This window comes from Sphingorhabdus sp. (genome assembly GCF_044239005.1).
GTDB lineage: Bacteria > Pseudomonadota > Alphaproteobacteria > Sphingomonadales > Sphingomonadaceae > Sphingorhabdus_B.
The window spans coordinates 1-14,681 of record NZ_JBIICH010000051.1 but is presented as its reverse complement, the minus strand read 5'-3'; the positions used below and the strand labels follow the sequence as shown (position 1 = coordinate 14,681).

The following is a 14,681-nucleotide window of genomic DNA, read 5'->3' as shown; positions in this document are numbered from 1 at the left end:
TGAGAATAGGGGGGTGCCACCCCGGTGGGGTCTCGTTGGCTAGGTTTTCGAAGGGGGTAGGGGGTTATTTTGGTGCGAAGCTGACGCCGACTAGCTCACCACTGTTCGTTCCTGCTCGCTCGCAGTCAGGGTATATGGGGGTATGATTGGTGGTACTTTCAATTAAATAGGAAAAAATATTACATATAATCAATATTATAAAACACTAATATGATGCCTCTTCCGGCACCATATATTGCTTATAAGCAACAGATTAATAATAATATTTCCACTTATCTTTAAACAATGTGCGCCTGATTAAAGCGGGTGGCGTAATCCCAAGGGTTGTCCATCGTGCGAACATTTGGGGCTGATGCCTGCGTAAGTTAACCGGCCTTAAGCTCGGGCCCTCGCGGCTGCACCATGCCCTTCATTCAGATATATCGGCTATCTTCATTTGCCGGTGACTTCGATCATAACCTCATTCCGGCGCATGAAAGGAAGTGTCCAAGGCGCATTGTAGAATGCGTATTGGGGCGCACTGGTGGCAGTTAGGCCCCGCTCCGCCATGAATACCCTTAGTTCAGCTTCGTGTGCGTCAAGTGAACCCTGACCCGCGAAACCCGAAAAGCGGATCACCGCAAATCGCGTCGCTGGCACTTCAATCAACGCGACTTTGGGATTGACCGGCTTCGGCAGCGTTTCCATCGTATATTCTGAAGGCATCACAAAACGCACATTCCACGATTTGCCTGAAGCTTGCTGAATGACGGGTGCGGTCATTGCGATCTTTTCGCTGGGCTGCTGCATCACCGGCGCAGTCATCGCGACTTTTGTCGACGATAGATTGTTGCCAAAAATATAATCCGCAATAATGCGGAAACCGCGCTGTATCGCTGTATCCCGATCCCCTTCGACCGTTGCTTCTGCAACAATTGTCGGGCCATATTCGCGGATCTCTAGGTTGCCGCTTTTACTGGAAACCGCGTAATCAGGCGTTTCGACATTACTTGCCATAGCACTCCAAGTGATCGCACCAACACTGACAAGCCCCGCAGCAGCCAACAAAATCCATCTTTTACGCATCATAGCCAACTTTCAGAATATTGGTGAAGGCTATCATGATGCCGTTACCTGATCAAACTCTTACAGGTAAAAGGCCCGGTCAGGCTGAATGTTCCACACCGGCGGCGCGATTGCGAACGAACTTCTTTTGGAACTGCGTTAATCAACCGCGCAAGGTGGAGCCGCTTGCGGCGGGAGGCATATTTGGGGACGCAACGTCCGATTGCGCGGGCGCTTAACGCCTAAACTTGCTTGTCCGGATCAACGTGCAGCCAGTCGGCATGGCGTGGGGCTTTTTTGGTTTCGCTCCATTCGGCAAGCATCAACGGCGCGACGCGTTTTAATTCGGCATATTGTTCGGGCGTGCCGATGTTGCATGCAAGCTCCAGCCGGTGGCCGTTGGGATCAAAGAAATAGATCGACCGGAAAATCCCGTGAAATGTCGGCCCGACCACATCAATGCCCTGCGCCTCGATATGCGCTTTTGCGGCAAGCAGGGCGTCGAGGTCGCTAACTTCGAACGCGATATGCTGGACCCATGCGGGGGTGTTGGGGTCTTTGCCCATGTCGGGTTGGTTCGGCAGTTCGAAAAACGCGATGACATTGCCGCCGCCGCAATCGAGGAAGATGTGCATATAGGGGTCATATTCCCCCGTGGACGGGACATGATCCTCGGCAAAGGCCGTGGTGAATTCCATGCCCAAGACATGCGCGTACCAATCCGCCGTCGCCTTTGCGTCCTTGCACCGATAGGCCACATGGTGAATGCGGCGAAGCGCGATGGGCGCGGTCATATCGCGCCCTCGCCGACCGTCAGCGCGCCGCGCTCAATCTGGTCGCGCTCAATGCTTTTGAACAAGGCTGTGAAGTTACCTTCGCCAAAGCCTTCGTCTTTCTTGCGTTGGATAAATTCGAAGAACACCGGCCCAATCATCGTCTGCGAAAATATCTGAAGCAGCAACCGTGGGTCGCCATCTTCGGTGGATCCATCGAGCAAGATACCGCGTGCCTGCAGTTCATCGACTGGCTCACCATGGCCGGGCAAGCGCTCTTCCAGCATATCATAATAGGCTTTGGGCGGTGGCGGCGCGAATGGCGTGCCCAGCGCCTTCAACCGGTCCCAGCACGCCGGCAGGTCATCACAGGAAAAGGCGATATGCTGAATACCTTCACCATTATATGCACGCAGATATTCCTCAATCTGCCCGCCGCCTGCTTTACCTTCTTCGTTCAACGGAATGCGGATTTTGCCATCGGGCGCGGTCATCGCGCGGCTGGTGAGGCCGGTATATTCGCCCTTGATATCGAAATAGCGGATTTCGCGGAAGTTAAAGACGCGCTCATAAAAGCTGCCCCAATGCGCCATGCGTCCGCCATAGACATTGTGCGTCAGGTGATCGATAATCTTGAAGCCAGCACCCACCGGGTTGCGATCCACGCCGGGCAGATAATCAAAATCGATATCGTAAATCGACAACGCGTCACCATAACGGTCGACGAGGTAAATCATCGCCCCGCCAATGCCGCGAATGGCGGGCAGCCGCAGCTCCATTGGGCCAGTTCGTGTCTCAACGGGTTCCGCGCCGCGGGCAATCGCTTCGTCATAAGCGATCCGCGCATTTTTAACGCGAAACGCCATGCCGCAGGCTGATGGGCCATGCTCCGCCGCAAAATAGGCCGCCGGGCTTTTGGGTTCATAATTGGCGATCAGGTTGATTTCACCCTGACGCCATAGATCGACGTCCTTTGACCGGTGCCGCGCAATGCGCGTAAAACCCATGCGTTCGAACACGGGTTCCAGCAGGCCTTTTTCCGGTGCGGAAAATTCGATGAATTCGAACCCATCGAGACCCAACGGATTTTCGAACAAATCGGCCATGCTGCTGCTCCTGCGAAACTGGTTACATTTGAAACCAAATTACGCCATCGCCCTTTAGGAGTCAATGCGAGCAGGTCTTACGTGAAGTGCAGACGCCGGTATTTGCCGCGGAAATATAATAATGGATCGCGGCGCGGTTCAAAACTGGCTTTCTCGACGCGCCCGACGAGGATGAAATGGTCCCCCGCCTCGTGCAATGTATGCCGTTTGCATTCAAAGATACCGAGCGAGCTGGGCAAAATAGGCGCGCCATATTCGCCGACTTCCCACCGCGTTCCGGAGAACCGATCTTCGCTTTTTCCCGCGAACAGGTTGGACACCGGTTGCTGGCCAATCTGAAGCACGTTGACCGCAAAATCGTCAATCCCGCGCAACACCTCTGCACTGCCCGAATTGTTGGCGATGCACACGAGCAGCAACGGGGGGTCGAGCGACACGCTGGTGAAGCTGTTCGCAGTCAGGCCAACGGGCCGTCCGTTGGGTGCATGGGCGGTGATAATCGTCACGCCCGTTGCAAAACAGCCCATTGCATCGCGCAACGTGCGCGCATCGGAACCCGAGCGATATTCCGGAATGAAGCGCGGTTGCTTGCGCTCCAGAAAATCGATCAGCAAGCCGTTGAACGCTTCGGTTCGTTCCGCCACGATCAGCAGGCCGCCACCGTCGACATCAATGGCTTCGACATTGGGAAAAGCGGAGGCGAAGCCCGTTTGCGGGTCAACGCCGTCCGACGCGCCAAGCGCGCCGCGCACCACCAATACGGGAATGTTGATCTGCGGCGCGGCTTGCGCGAGCCCGGCATCCACACCATCCGTGCCGAATGACGCGAAAAGCTTGCTGTCATATTCGGATGGCGCAAGCCCCTGCCCCAGGGCCGCAGACAGCGCCTCGGCCGAAACCTTTACCGCTTGGGCATCGGTATGCGCAGGCGGGTCGAGAAGGATAAGGCCAGACGCCAACATCGCGGCATCCTCGGCAAGCGCCATCGTTGCGATCCATGCGCTGTGCGTTGCCGCCACTACCACAGGTCGCGTCCGCATCTGCCCCAGAACCGCGCGTAAATCGTCTACAAAGGCGTCGATGTCATAACGGCCATCGGACGGCCAATCGCTGCCGCCATGGCCGCGCAGGTCCACGTTAATGACATGCCGTCCAGCCTGTTCAAGGCCAACCGCGACATCTTCCCAAACCTTACGTGTTTGTCCAAAGCCGTGCAGCAGGACAATTGAGGGTTCATCGGCGGAACCGATATCGTCCGCTTCAATCCTGACCCCGGCAAAGCCCTTAAATTCTCTTACATATCGAAGCGACATTCGCTTGCACCCCAAATTCTGTCTAACGGTGTCATCTATCTTTTACCCGTGGACGTTAACGCCCCGAAACGCAATATTTTAGGCGCGTTCGGTGGAAATGACGGCCATCGTGATCCGCGAAATGCACACCAGCTTTCCAGCCTCATCCTCAATGCGGATGGACCAGATTTGTGTTGTCCGGCCGATGGATTCGGCCTTTCCCGTTGCGAAAACCAGACCGTCTTTTGCCGGACGAATATGGTTCGCATTGATTTCCATGCCCACGGTCGCAAATTTGCTGCGGTCCACAGTCATCGCCGCGCCCACCGATCCGACCGTTTCGGCAAGCACTACCGAAGCGCCGCCATGCAATCGGCCATAAGGTTGCTTTGTGCGTTCATTGACGGGCATGCTGGCCTTGATCCAATCGTCGCCATAATCGATGAACCGGATGCCGACATAGCCGGGCATACAATCGTCACCATTTTCAGTGAGCGAATTGAGATCAAGTGCGTCGTCAAACCAGATTTTTGCCATGGCCCGCAATTAACCCGACAGACGACTATTGCAACCTAGTGTTTTGCCTACCCAACGGCCCACCGGCAAATCACACCCGCAGCTGCATATATTTCCCTCCACATATGCGGTTTAGGTTGGTGTACCGGTTGGCGGGGGTTGTGCCTCGCCCGTATATGGACGATGATGTTTCGGCGGCAATGCTGTTACACCTCGCGAAATGCTTGCCGTAAATATGTCATGTTTTCGTGGCACGCCGCATTGGCCAATTAAAAAGGATGATTTTTCGTGAAGCCCGCGCCCGGTTCAAGCCAAGTGAAGCCCTTGAAAACGCCTGAGGACGCGCGCTATTTTAACCGCGAATTATCTTGGCTCAAATTCAACGAACGCGTGCTGGAAGAAGCGTCAAATCCGGCCCATCCGCTGCTTGAACGGCTGCGCTTTTTGTCGATTTCCGGCACGAACCTTGACGAATTTTTCATGGTCCGCGTCGCTGGATTGCGTGGGCAACAGCAACGGAAAATTGAAGAACTGTCAATCGACGGCCGCACCCCGTCTGAGCAGCTGACCGCAACCGTTGCCGCCGCAGACCGCCTCATGATCCAGCAGCAAAAGCTGTGGCGCAAATTGATGCGCGAACTATCGGCAGAGGGCATTAAGGTGGTTGAGCCATCCGCCCTTGGCAAAAATCTTCAAGCTGCGGTCGGCACATATTTTCAGGAGCAGATTCTTCCGGTTCTAACGCCGCAAGCGCTTGATCCCGCCCACCCGTTTCCGTTCATCCCCAATCAGGGTATCAGCCTGATTTTCGATATGCGCCGAAAAAACGATGGCGAAGTCGTGCGCCAGTTGGTGATGATCCCGCAATCGCTGGCGCGCTTCATCCGATTGCCCGGCCCCGGCACGCGCTTTGTCACGATTGAGGCGTTGATTAAGCATTTTGTTGGGCAAATGTTTCCGGACTATCTGCTCGTCGCGGCCGGCGCGTTCCGCGTTATCCGTGATAGCGATATTGAGGTGGAGGAAGAGGCCGAAGATCTTGTCCGCTATTTCCGCAGCGCCATCAAACGCCGCCGCCGCGGCCGGATTATCCGGCTAAAGCTGGAAAAAGGGCTGCCCGCGGAACTGGCGACCTTAATCCGGTCAGAACTTGGCGCTGGCGCATCCATCGTTGTCGAAACCGTCGGTTTCTTGGGCATCGGCGACCTTGGGCAATTGGTGGATGAAGATCGGCCAACGCTGAAATTCCCGCCATATTCGCCGCGCTTTCCCGAACGTATTTTGGAACATGATGGTGACTGCTTTGCCGCGATCCGCCAAAAAGACATCGTCGTCCACCACCCTTATGAAAGCTTCGACGCCGTCCTCGCGTTCTTGCAGCAAGCGGCGGTTGATCCAGATGTCGTTGCGATCAAACAGACATTGTACCGCGCAGGCAAGCAGTCCGCGGTCATTCGCGCATTGTGTGAAGCTGCCGATGCGGGCAAATCCGTCACCGCCATTGTCGAGCTAAAGGCGCGATTTGACGAAGAGCAGAATTTGCACTGGGCGTCGCAGCTGGAAAATTCGGGTGTTCAGGTCGTCTACGGCTTTGTCGACATGAAAACCCACGCCAAAATTTCGCTGGTCGTGCGGCGCGAGGCGGACGGATTTCGGACCTATTGCCATTTGGGCACAGGCAATTACCACCCCATCACGGCCAAGGTCTATACCGACATCAGTTTCTTCACCGCCGACCCGCGCGTCGGGCATGATGCGGGGCAGATTTTCAATTATATCACCGGCTATATTCCGCCGACGGAACTGAAGCTTTTGACGATGAGCCCGCTTGGCCTGCGTGAGAAAATCATGTCGTTGATCGATGACGAAATCGCGCATGTTGCAGCGGGGCGGTCAGGCGCTGTCTGGGCAAAGCTGAACTCGTTGGTCGACAAGGCCGTCATCGACAAATTGTACGAAGCCAGCGAAGCGGGCGTGGAGATTGACCTGATCGTGCGCGGCATTTGTTGCCTGCGTCCCGGGGTGAAGGGCATGTCGTCGCGTATCCGCGTAAAGTCTGTCGTTGGCCGTTTCCTCGAGCACAGCCGTATTTGGGCGATGGGCAATGGCGCGGACCTTCCCAATCCCGACGCCAAAGTGTTTATGTCGTCGGCGGACTGGATGTCGCGCAATTTCGACCGCCGTGTCGAATATATGCTGCCGATTGAAAACCCGACCGTGCATGACCAGATTCTGGATCAGGTTATGGTTGCAAACCTGCTCGACAACCAGCAAAGCTGGATGCTGCGGTCAGACGGCCGGTATGAGCGAGTCAAAGCAGGAACAATGCCTTTCAATTTGCACCATTATTTCATGACCAACGCGTCATTATCCGGACGCGGAGGCGCGCTTGCAGATGACAAGAAGGTTCCAACGCTGCGCCTCATCCGACAACGATGAAGGCGGTGCGACAGGCCGTCATTGATATTGGCTCCAACACCGTACGACTGGTCGTTTATGCAGGGCTGCCACGCGCGCCGCTGCCGATTTACAATGAGAAAAGCCGCGTAAAGCTTGGCGCCTGCCTAGCGGGCGATGGCATCATTGATAAAGCCACGATGAAAAAGGCGCTGGCCGCATTGGCGCGCTTTGAAACGCTGGCAAAGGCGATGAAGGTCGACACGATGCGCGTGGTCGCCACCGCCGCAACGCGCGAAGCCAAAAACGGCCATGAGCTGGTCGAAAAAGCAGCAGCACTCGGCATTCACGTCGATGTGCTGGATGGCGATGCGGAGGCAACCGCCGCCGGGTTCGGCATATTAAGCGACAACCCATATGCCAATGGCTATGTTGGCGATCTTGGTGGTGGCAGCCTTGAGCTTATTCGCATATCCGACGGAAAACTGGGCACGCGCGTCTCCCTGCCGCTGGGCACATTGCGGCATGACATATTGAACGGCAAAACGACCAAGCAGATTAGCCAGATGCTGCGCGATGATATTGCCAAAGCGGTGGGTAAAGCGGGTTTCCCCATCGAAACCGGCCTGCCATTTTATATGATCGGCGGATCGTGGCGGACATTCGCGCGGCTGCACATGCACCACATCGGATATCCGCTCACCATCCTGTCCAATTATGAAATGCCCGCCGACGCACCCGACATGATGATGGCGATGGTGAACGACAAGGACGCGTTAACCCGGTCCAATGTTGTTGCCACAGGCCGCATTTCGGCGCTGCCGGGCGCCAATGCGTTGCTCGCGGGCATATCGGGCCTGCTGAAGCCAAGCAAGCTGGTCACCAGCATCTATGGCCTGCGTGAGGGATTGTTGTTTGAACAGCTATCCCCCGCCGAGCGCCAAGACGACCCGCTGATCGCCGCCGCGCGTTTTGAAGGCGAACGGCTGGGCCGGTTTCCATTTCATGGTGACGCGTTGGCGCAATGGATTGCGCCTGTATTCGCCGGACAAAGCCCCAATGATGCGCGGCTGTGCCGGGCGGCCTGTTTGCTGTCCGACAGCGTGTGGAACGTAAACCCCGAATATCGCGCGGACCATGCGCTCGATCTGGCATTGGACGGCAGCTGGCCCGGCGTGAACGCAAGCGACCGCGCGGTGATAGCCGCGGCGCTGTGGACGGTACATGCCGGAAAGCGGACATTGCCCGAAATGCTCACGGCCTTGGCCACACCCGGCGCACTCGCGCAAGCGGTGATCTGGGGCCTCGCCATCCGTCTGGCGCACCGGCTTGACGGCGGCACCGGCGGCGCGCTGGCCGACAGCCGCATTGACGGCGACGGCGCAACGTTACGCCTGCACCTCACCGGCTCCGCCGTGCGATTGCAGTCCAACAGCGTGCAGCGCCGTTTGCAGGCCTTGGGCGAAGCGTTGGGCTACGCACAGGCGGAGATTATGGGTTGACGCCAGCGAGTGAAATCACCCCATCGGGTACAAAATTTCTTTCGTGACCTTGTGAATGGCGGTCATCACTTCGTCGCTGAGCTTTAGGTCAATCGCGGCGAAAATATCGTCCAGTTGATCTTCGGTGCTGACGCCCACAATTGTCGATGCGACAAAGTCATGTTGCTTTGACCATGCGGTCGCCAGCGTGACCGGCGACATGCCGGCTTCCTTGGCGATCTCCACGATCCGCATCGTGCTTTCCAGCGCCCGTGGCCCGGCAAAGCGTTGCGCCATTTCGGCCTGACGTGCGCCCGTCATTTCCAGATAGCGGGAGAAACGTGCGCCTTCGGGGCGCGCGCCGTCCAGATATTTGCCCGACAAGACGCCGCCGCCCAATGGCGAGTAAGGGAGCAGTGACACGCCTTCCTGACGGCAGACTTGCTTCAGTTCATCTTCAAACCGGCGGTTGTTGATGGAAAAGTTGTTCTGGATGCTGTGATAGCGTGCCGTGCCCAAACGCTCCGATGTCGCAAGCGACTTCATAAGGCCGTAGCTGGTTTCGTTGGAGCAACCCAGAACGCGGACTTTTCCGGCGCGGACCAGATCGTCGAGCACTTCCATCGTTTCGTCATAGGCGGTGCCATGGTCTGGCCAATGCGTTTGGTACAAATCGATATAATCGGTCTGCAGACGGCGAAGGCTTTCCTCAACCGCCGTGACGATATTGTGGCGGTCGAGCGCGGTCATCCCGCCGCGCTTTGGCGATTTGAACCATGTATGGCTTGGGCCCGAAACCTTCGTGGCCATGATGATGGCATCGCGGTTTTTGCCCTTCATCCAGCGGCCGACAATGTCCTCTGTCCGGCCGACCCATTTGATGTCGGGCGGCACAGGATAACCTTCGGCAGTGTCGAAAAAGTTGATGCCGGCGTCCAAACAACGGTCGAGTATGCGGTGCGCCGCCGCTTCATCGGTTTGCGACCCGAATGTCATCGTCCCCATGCAGATGTCTGAGACGTAAACGGCACTTTTGCCAATGCGACGATGTTCCATATTCTTCTCCCCCTAATATTGTCCGGCCGCACCAACGACCAAAAATGCGAGCGCCGCGAGTAAACCCGTGATGCGGTTCGACCTGAAATGGCCAAGGGCATTGCTGCCATCCGCCTGTAATGACACCACTTGCATGACCAGATGAAAGGCAGCGGGAACGAGCGCGACCAATGCCTGCTGTTCCGGCCTAACGCTCCATATGGCCATGCCCCAGCCGGAAAGCGCAAGCAGATAGAATATAGCCACCCCTGCCCGCACGCTGCCGCCCAAGCGCAAGGCGCTCGACTTAATCCCCACCAGCGCGTCATCTTCGCGGTCCTGCATGGCATAGATCGTGTCATAGCCCACCACCCAGAATATCGTGCCGGCATATAGCCAGAACATTGCAACATCGGCCTGCCCCGCAATTGCGACCCAGCCCACCAACGCGCCCCAGCTGAACACCAGTCCAAGCCAAAGCTGGGGCCACCATGTGATGCGTTTCATAAATGGATAGGCCGCGACCAGCAGAAGGCTTCCCAAAGCCAAAAGCTGCGCATTCAGGTTCAGCTGCAGCAAAACAACCAATCCGACCAGCGCCAGCAGCATCAGCCACGCCCATGCGGCTTTGCTTGAAATTAACCCGCTGGCGAGTGGGCGGTTTGCCGTGCGGGCAACCTGCGCATCCAAATCACGATCAATGATATCATTATAGACACAGCCCGCGCCGCGCATCGCCACAGCGCCAAGCAACATCCACAGCGCCAAATCCCAACGCGCAATCAGCCCGCCCGATAGCGCCAAGCCGAACACGCATGGCCAGAATAATAACCACCAGCCGATCGGCCGGTCAAAACGTGCCAGCAGTGCAAAGCCCCGCAGCTTTGCCGGGAGCAGTTTCATAATGCCGGTATATTCGCTGTCGGGCACAAGTTGTGTGGTCATAGCAATGCCCTGCCAAAATTTATCCTGTTCGTCATCTGGAAGTTGGCAGATGACGGCGCGGCGTTTTGTGTTTATGCACGCATTATGCCCGCAACACCCGCCTGGCCCCCAAAATCAACGCCGCGGCTGTTTGTCGAACAGCCGTTGGCCGAGGGCGCGACTTTAAACATCAGCGGCAACAGCGCCCATTATCTGATCGGCGTGATGCGTTTGAAAGAGGGCGCGCCCGTCAAATTGTTCGATGATGTTTCGGGCGAATATCTGGCGACCGTCACCGAAACACACAAACGCGACCTTGTCTTGACCGTGGACGCCAAATTGCGCGACCGCGAATTCACCCCCGACCTTTGGATTTGTCAGGCGCTCATCAAAAAAGACCGGTTTGACTGGATCGCCGAAAAAGCCTGCGAGCTTGGCGTTGCGCGATTTGTGCCCGTGCTGACGGCGCGCTGTGTTGTCGACAAGCTGAAAGAAGACCGCTTGCGCGCGCATATGATTGAGGCGGCTGAACAATGTGAGCGGACCGCCTTACCCGTGATTGATCCGCTTGCGCGCATCGACGCGCTGCTTGAGAAATGGCCCGCCGACCGAACGCTATATTTCTGCGATGAACGCGGTGGCGAGCCTTTTTCGGACGCGATCCGTCCCGGCCCCGGCGCTGTCCTGATTGGACCCGAAGGCGGATTTACCGATAGTGAAAATGCCGCAATTCGCGCGCATCCTTGTGCGCGGCCGGTGTCACTGGGCCCGCGCATCTTGCGCGCCGATACCGCCGCTGTTGCAGCGATTTCTGTGTGGATGTCCAAAAATGGCGATTGGGCGGCTTAGTAGCCTGTGATGCTGCACGCGCACGGCTTTGCGCCTTTACCGACGCCCCGTAACCGCGCTGACGGAATTTTCTGGCAATATAGCCGCGACATTTCTAAACCGCGCGCATGAGCACAAAAACTGTTTCGGACCGCGAAGATCCCGTCATTGAAACGCGCGATCAACTCATCGCCGCGATTGCGAAAGGCGAAAAGCCTAAGGACCGCTGGCGCATTGGCACCGAGCATGAAAAATTCGTCTATAACCGCACGGACCATCATGCGCCGTCTTATGACGAACCAGGCGGCATTCGCGATTTGTTGATGGCCATGACCGAATTTGGCTGGGAACCCGTATACGAAAACGGCAAGGTTATCGCCATGACTGGCACCGATGGCGCCGTCAGCCTTGAACCCGCAGGGCAGTTGGAACTGTCGGGCGCCCCGCTTGAAAACCTGCATCAAACATGCGCCGAAACCGGGCGCCATTTGAAGCAAGTGAAAGCCATTGGTGACAAGACGAACACCAGCTTCTTGGGTCTTGGGCTTTGGCCAGACAAGACGCGGGCTGAATTGCCGATCATGCCCAAAGGCCGCTACGACATCATGCTGCGCCATATGCCGCGTGTGGGCAGCATGGGCCTCGACATGATGCTGCGTACCTGCACGATTCAGGTCAATCTTGATTATTCAAGCGAAGCCGACATGGCCCACAAGTTCCGCACGTCGCTCGCGCTGCAACCGCTGGCGACCGCGTTGTTCGCAAACTCCCCCTTCTTGGAAGGCAAGCCAAATGGCTTTCTTTCTTACCGCAGCCACATCTGGTCCGACACCGATCCGCAACGCACGGGCATGCTGCCGTTCGTATTCGATGAAAACTTCGGATATGAACAATATGTCGACTATATGCTGAAAGTGCCGATGTATTTCGTGTACCGTAACGGCAAATATATCGACGCATCGGGGCTCGATTTCCGCGACTTTTTGAAGGGCGAACTTTCGGTGCTGCCGGGCGAAAAACCGACGGTTTCCGATTGGGAAGACCATATGTCGACCGCCTTCCCCGAAGTGCGCTTGAAAAGCTTCTTGGAAATGCGCGGCGCGGATGGTGGGCCATGGAACCGCATCTGTGCGCTGCCTGCATTCTGGGTCGGCTTGCTGTACGATCAGGGCGCGCTTGATGCTGCCTGGGACGAAGTAAAGCATTGGACGATGGAAGAACGCGAAACGCTGCGCAGTGCAGTGCCAGCGCAGGGCCTGAACGCAGCGATACCGGGTGGAGGCAAGCTCCTTGATCTTGCCGGACGTATTCTTGATATCTCATCATCAGGACTTGCCGCACGCAACCGCCTGAATGCCAGTGGCGACAATGAAACCGGCTTTCTGGACCCGCTGCGCGAGATCGTTGCCAGCGGCAAAACCGTTGCCGAACAATTGCTCGACAAATATCACGGCGAATGGGCCGGCGACATCTCCCGCGTGTATGACGAGATGAGCTTCTAAATTTCCGACAATATCATGCCAGAACGGGGCGGGTGTGCGAAAGCAGGCTTGCCCCGTTCGCATATCGGCGTTAAGGGCCCAATTCTTCGCTGAAAAGCGGAGTGCAGGAGTTTAGCTCAGTTGGTAGAGCATCGGTCTCCAAAACCGAGGGTCGTGGGTTCGAGTCCCCCAACTCCTGCCATTTTATTGGCTCTGCCTATAATTTGGCCTCTTCGCGGATCTTCATCCGCCAGCCCCATATACTCAACATAAACATCGCAGCATTCGATCCGAAATCCAATGCCATCCAGCGGTTTAAAATCGGCAATTCATATACAAAATAATAGTTGAAGCCAAAAAAGGGCAGCAGCGCGACGGAATAGGTCAGAAACGATGCGCGCGTGAACCGGCTAAACCAAATGAACAGGCCGCCCAAAACGGCTTGAGCGCCGAAACACCCAATAAAGAGCGCACTGGTCGCGCTCAAATGTTGGTACGCCGGATTGATTGTCATCCGTTCGACCATATTGGGTGCAAACAAGCACCAGCCGCCCAAGCCAAAATAGGGCAATGCGATAAGGCGCTGGATATGGATAGACTGCATACACTTCCTCCGTGTCATCATCCGTAAAGCAACAGGTTACGGCTTCGGCGCATCGGCTGCCTTCAATGCGCCTTGCGCTTGGGGATCATGTGATGGGCCAAGACAATCACGGCGCCAATGGCGAGCCCGACGACACCGCATAATGCGGCATCCGCAATCCAGGCTAACGCGCCTTCATGCAGGCCGAAAAACTCCGCAGGGTGCACGCCAAAGCCGTGGACGATGATTTGTCCGCCGACCCAAAGCATGGCGGCAGTGCCAATGGTCGACAGTGCTGCCAGCAACTTTGGCATGCCCTTGACCAGACCCCGGCCAATGGCCCGCGAAGCACCGTTTTCACGCTGCGCCATGTGCAAGCCGATGTCGTCCATTTTAACGATCACGCCGACGACGCCGTAGACCGCAATCGTAATTGCTATTGCGACAAAGGCCAGAACGCCTGCCTCAAGCCAGATCGACGTTTCGGCAAGGCTTTTCACTTCGTTCAACGCAATCGCCATGATTTCTGCTGACAAAATGAAGTCAGTACGCACCGCGCCCTTCACCATATTTTGTTCATGCTCGGCGCTGGTTAATTCAGCGAGTTCTTCGACCAAATTCTCTTCTTCATGCGGAACCAGTTTTTCCCAGACCTTTTCGGCGCCTTCGAAACACAGATACGCGCCACCTAACATGAGGATCGGCGTAATGGCCCATGGCAAGAACAGGCTCAGCAACAACGCAACCGGCATAATGATGACCAGCTTGTTGAAAAACGAACCTTTCGCAATACGCCAGATTATCGGCAATTCGCGGTCCGGCGTAAATCCAGTGACATATTGCGGGGTAACCGCTGTGTCGTCGATTACCACACCTGCGGCCTTGCTGCCTGCCTTGCCGGCGGCGGCGGCGACATCATCCACAGAAGCCGCAGCAACTTTGGCGATTGTCGCAATGTCGTCGAGTAAGGCGGCAAGACCGGATGGCATGTGGGTAAATTCCTTGATGTGATGAAGCGTCGAGGGATAGCCAAAAACTACAGCAGTTCAAGGCTGTTCAGAACCGGTGCGGGCAATGGGCGCATTCCCAAAGCCACTTGCCTCGCACCGAATCCATCGCTAAAGGCCTAGTCTTTCCGAAATCGGAACCTATATCGCTCTCGACCCGCCGGTCGGAGCGCTGGCGGCTATCCTCGGGATCGAACAGGAAGAAACGATATGG

General features: G+C 56.4%; 13 protein-coding genes and 1 tRNA gene. 5 read left to right on the top strand and 9 right to left on the bottom strand.

The genetic code is table 11. The annotated features are described in order from the left end of the window. Positions 1-432 precede the first annotated feature (432 nt). From ACILQA_RS05755 to ACILQA_RS05735, 5 genes are all read right to left on the bottom strand, one after another. Positions 433-996, bottom strand: coding sequence for an SOUL family heme-binding protein (locus ACILQA_RS05755; protein ID WP_395628837.1), 564 nt, complete (start codon positions 994-996; stop codon positions 433-435). A 290-nt stretch (positions 997-1,286) separates the two neighbouring features. Continuing rightward, entirely contained in the window at positions 1,287-1,838 is a 552-nt protein-coding gene (locus tag ACILQA_RS05750; protein WP_395628836.1) for a VOC family protein, read from the bottom strand. Continuing rightward, positions 1,835-2,923, bottom strand: a complete 1,089-nt coding sequence (hppD, locus tag ACILQA_RS05745) for a 4-hydroxyphenylpyruvate dioxygenase (RefSeq protein WP_395628835.1) — start codon at positions 2,921-2,923, stop codon at positions 1,835-1,837. Before hppD ends, ACILQA_RS05750 begins: the two co-directional genes overlap by 4 nt. A gap of 77 nt (positions 2,924-3,000) precedes the next feature. Further along, positions 3,001-4,236, bottom strand: coding sequence for an alpha/beta fold hydrolase (locus tag ACILQA_RS05740; RefSeq protein ID WP_395628834.1), 1,236 nt, complete (start codon positions 4,234-4,236; stop codon positions 3,001-3,003). Between the two features lie 78 nt (positions 4,237-4,314). Next, positions 4,315-4,752, bottom strand: a complete 438-nt coding sequence (locus ACILQA_RS05735) for a hotdog fold thioesterase (protein ID WP_183939740.1) — start codon at positions 4,750-4,752, stop codon at positions 4,315-4,317. Between the two features lie 267 nt (positions 4,753-5,019). On the opposite strand from ACILQA_RS05735, the gene ACILQA_RS05730 reads away from it, so the two are divergent. Then, the gene (locus ACILQA_RS05730; protein WP_395628833.1) at positions 5,020-7,170 is read left to right on the top strand and encodes an RNA degradosome polyphosphate kinase; all 2,151 of its coding nucleotides are present in this window, start codon (positions 5,020-5,022) and stop codon (positions 7,168-7,170) included. Next, positions 7,167-8,630 (top strand): Ppx/GppA family phosphatase, encoded by a 1,464-nt coding sequence (locus ACILQA_RS05725; RefSeq protein WP_395628832.1) that lies wholly within the window; start codon positions 7,167-7,169, stop codon positions 8,628-8,630. The genes ACILQA_RS05730 and ACILQA_RS05725 overlap by 4 nt, the downstream gene beginning before the upstream one ends. 15 nt (positions 8,631-8,645) lie before the next feature. On the opposite strand, the gene ACILQA_RS05720 is transcribed toward ACILQA_RS05725, so the two are convergent. After that, positions 8,646-9,665, bottom strand: coding sequence for an aldo/keto reductase (locus ACILQA_RS05720; RefSeq protein ID WP_395628831.1), 1,020 nt, complete (start codon positions 9,663-9,665; stop codon positions 8,646-8,648). A 12-nt stretch (positions 9,666-9,677) separates the two neighbouring features. Further along, a complete protein-coding gene (ubiA, locus tag ACILQA_RS05715) occupies positions 9,678-10,589 on the bottom strand; it encodes a 4-hydroxybenzoate octaprenyltransferase (RefSeq protein WP_395628830.1) in 912 nt (303 codons plus the stop codon). Between the two features lie 84 nt (positions 10,590-10,673). Between ubiA and ACILQA_RS05710 the strand changes: the two genes are divergently transcribed. From ACILQA_RS05710 to ACILQA_RS05700, 3 genes are all read left to right on the top strand, one after another. Beyond that, positions 10,674-11,417 (top strand): 16S rRNA (uracil(1498)-N(3))-methyltransferase, encoded by a 744-nt coding sequence (locus tag ACILQA_RS05710; RefSeq protein WP_395628829.1) that lies wholly within the window; start codon positions 10,674-10,676, stop codon positions 11,415-11,417. 107 nt (positions 11,418-11,524) lie between these two features. Continuing rightward, a complete protein-coding gene (locus ACILQA_RS05705) occupies positions 11,525-12,898 on the top strand; it encodes a glutamate--cysteine ligase (protein WP_395628828.1) in 1,374 nt (457 codons plus the stop codon). A 105-nt stretch (positions 12,899-13,003) separates the two neighbouring features. Beyond that, a tRNA-Trp gene (locus tag ACILQA_RS05700) sits at positions 13,004-13,079 on the top strand. A 15-nt stretch (positions 13,080-13,094) separates the two neighbouring features. On the opposite strand, the gene ACILQA_RS05695 is transcribed toward ACILQA_RS05700, so the two are convergent. Further along, positions 13,095-13,481, bottom strand: a complete 387-nt coding sequence (locus ACILQA_RS05695; protein WP_395628827.1) for a hypothetical protein — start codon at positions 13,479-13,481, stop codon at positions 13,095-13,097. A 62-nt stretch (positions 13,482-13,543) separates the two neighbouring features. Beyond that, entirely contained in the window at positions 13,544-14,449 is a 906-nt protein-coding gene (locus tag ACILQA_RS05690) for a DUF808 domain-containing protein (protein WP_395628826.1), read from the bottom strand. Positions 14,450-14,681: the final 232 nt, after the last annotated feature.

Bases quoted from the DNA above. Each gene is read 5' to 3' on its own strand.
- ACILQA_RS05735 (WP_183939740.1), bottom strand. From the start codon at position 4,752: ATGGCAAAAATCTGGTTTGACGACGCACTTGATCTCAATTCGCTCACT.
- ACILQA_RS05705 (WP_395628828.1), top strand. From the start codon at position 11,525: ATGAGCACAAAAACTGTTTCGGACCGCGAAGATCCCGTCATTGAAACG.
- ACILQA_RS05710 (WP_395628829.1), top strand. From the start codon at position 10,674: ATGCCCGCAACACCCGCCTGGCCCCCAAAATCAACGCCGCGGCTGTTT.
- ACILQA_RS05750 (WP_395628836.1), bottom strand. From the start codon at position 1,838: ATGACCGCGCCCATCGCGCTTCGCCGCATTCACCATGTGGCCTATCGG.
- ACILQA_RS05695 (WP_395628827.1), bottom strand. From the start codon at position 13,481: ATGCAGTCTATCCATATCCAGCGCCTTATCGCATTGCCCTATTTTGGC.
- ACILQA_RS05690 (WP_395628826.1), bottom strand. From the start codon at position 14,449: ATGCCATCCGGTCTTGCCGCCTTACTCGACGACATTGCGACAATCGCC.
- ubiA (WP_395628830.1), bottom strand. From the start codon at position 10,589: ATGACCACACAACTTGTGCCCGACAGCGAATATACCGGCATTATGAAA.
- ACILQA_RS05720 (WP_395628831.1), bottom strand. From the start codon at position 9,665: ATGGAACATCGTCGCATTGGCAAAAGTGCCGTTTACGTCTCAGACATC.
- hppD (WP_395628835.1), bottom strand. From the start codon at position 2,923: ATGGCCGATTTGTTCGAAAATCCGTTGGGTCTCGATGGGTTCGAATTC.
- ACILQA_RS05755 (WP_395628837.1), bottom strand. From the start codon at position 996: ATGGCAAGTAATGTCGAAACGCCTGATTACGCGGTTTCCAGTAAAAGC.
- ACILQA_RS05740 (WP_395628834.1), bottom strand. From the start codon at position 4,236: ATGTCGCTTCGATATGTAAGAGAATTTAAGGGCTTTGCCGGGGTCAGG.
- ACILQA_RS05725 (WP_395628832.1), top strand. From the start codon at position 7,167: ATGAAGGCGGTGCGACAGGCCGTCATTGATATTGGCTCCAACACCGTA.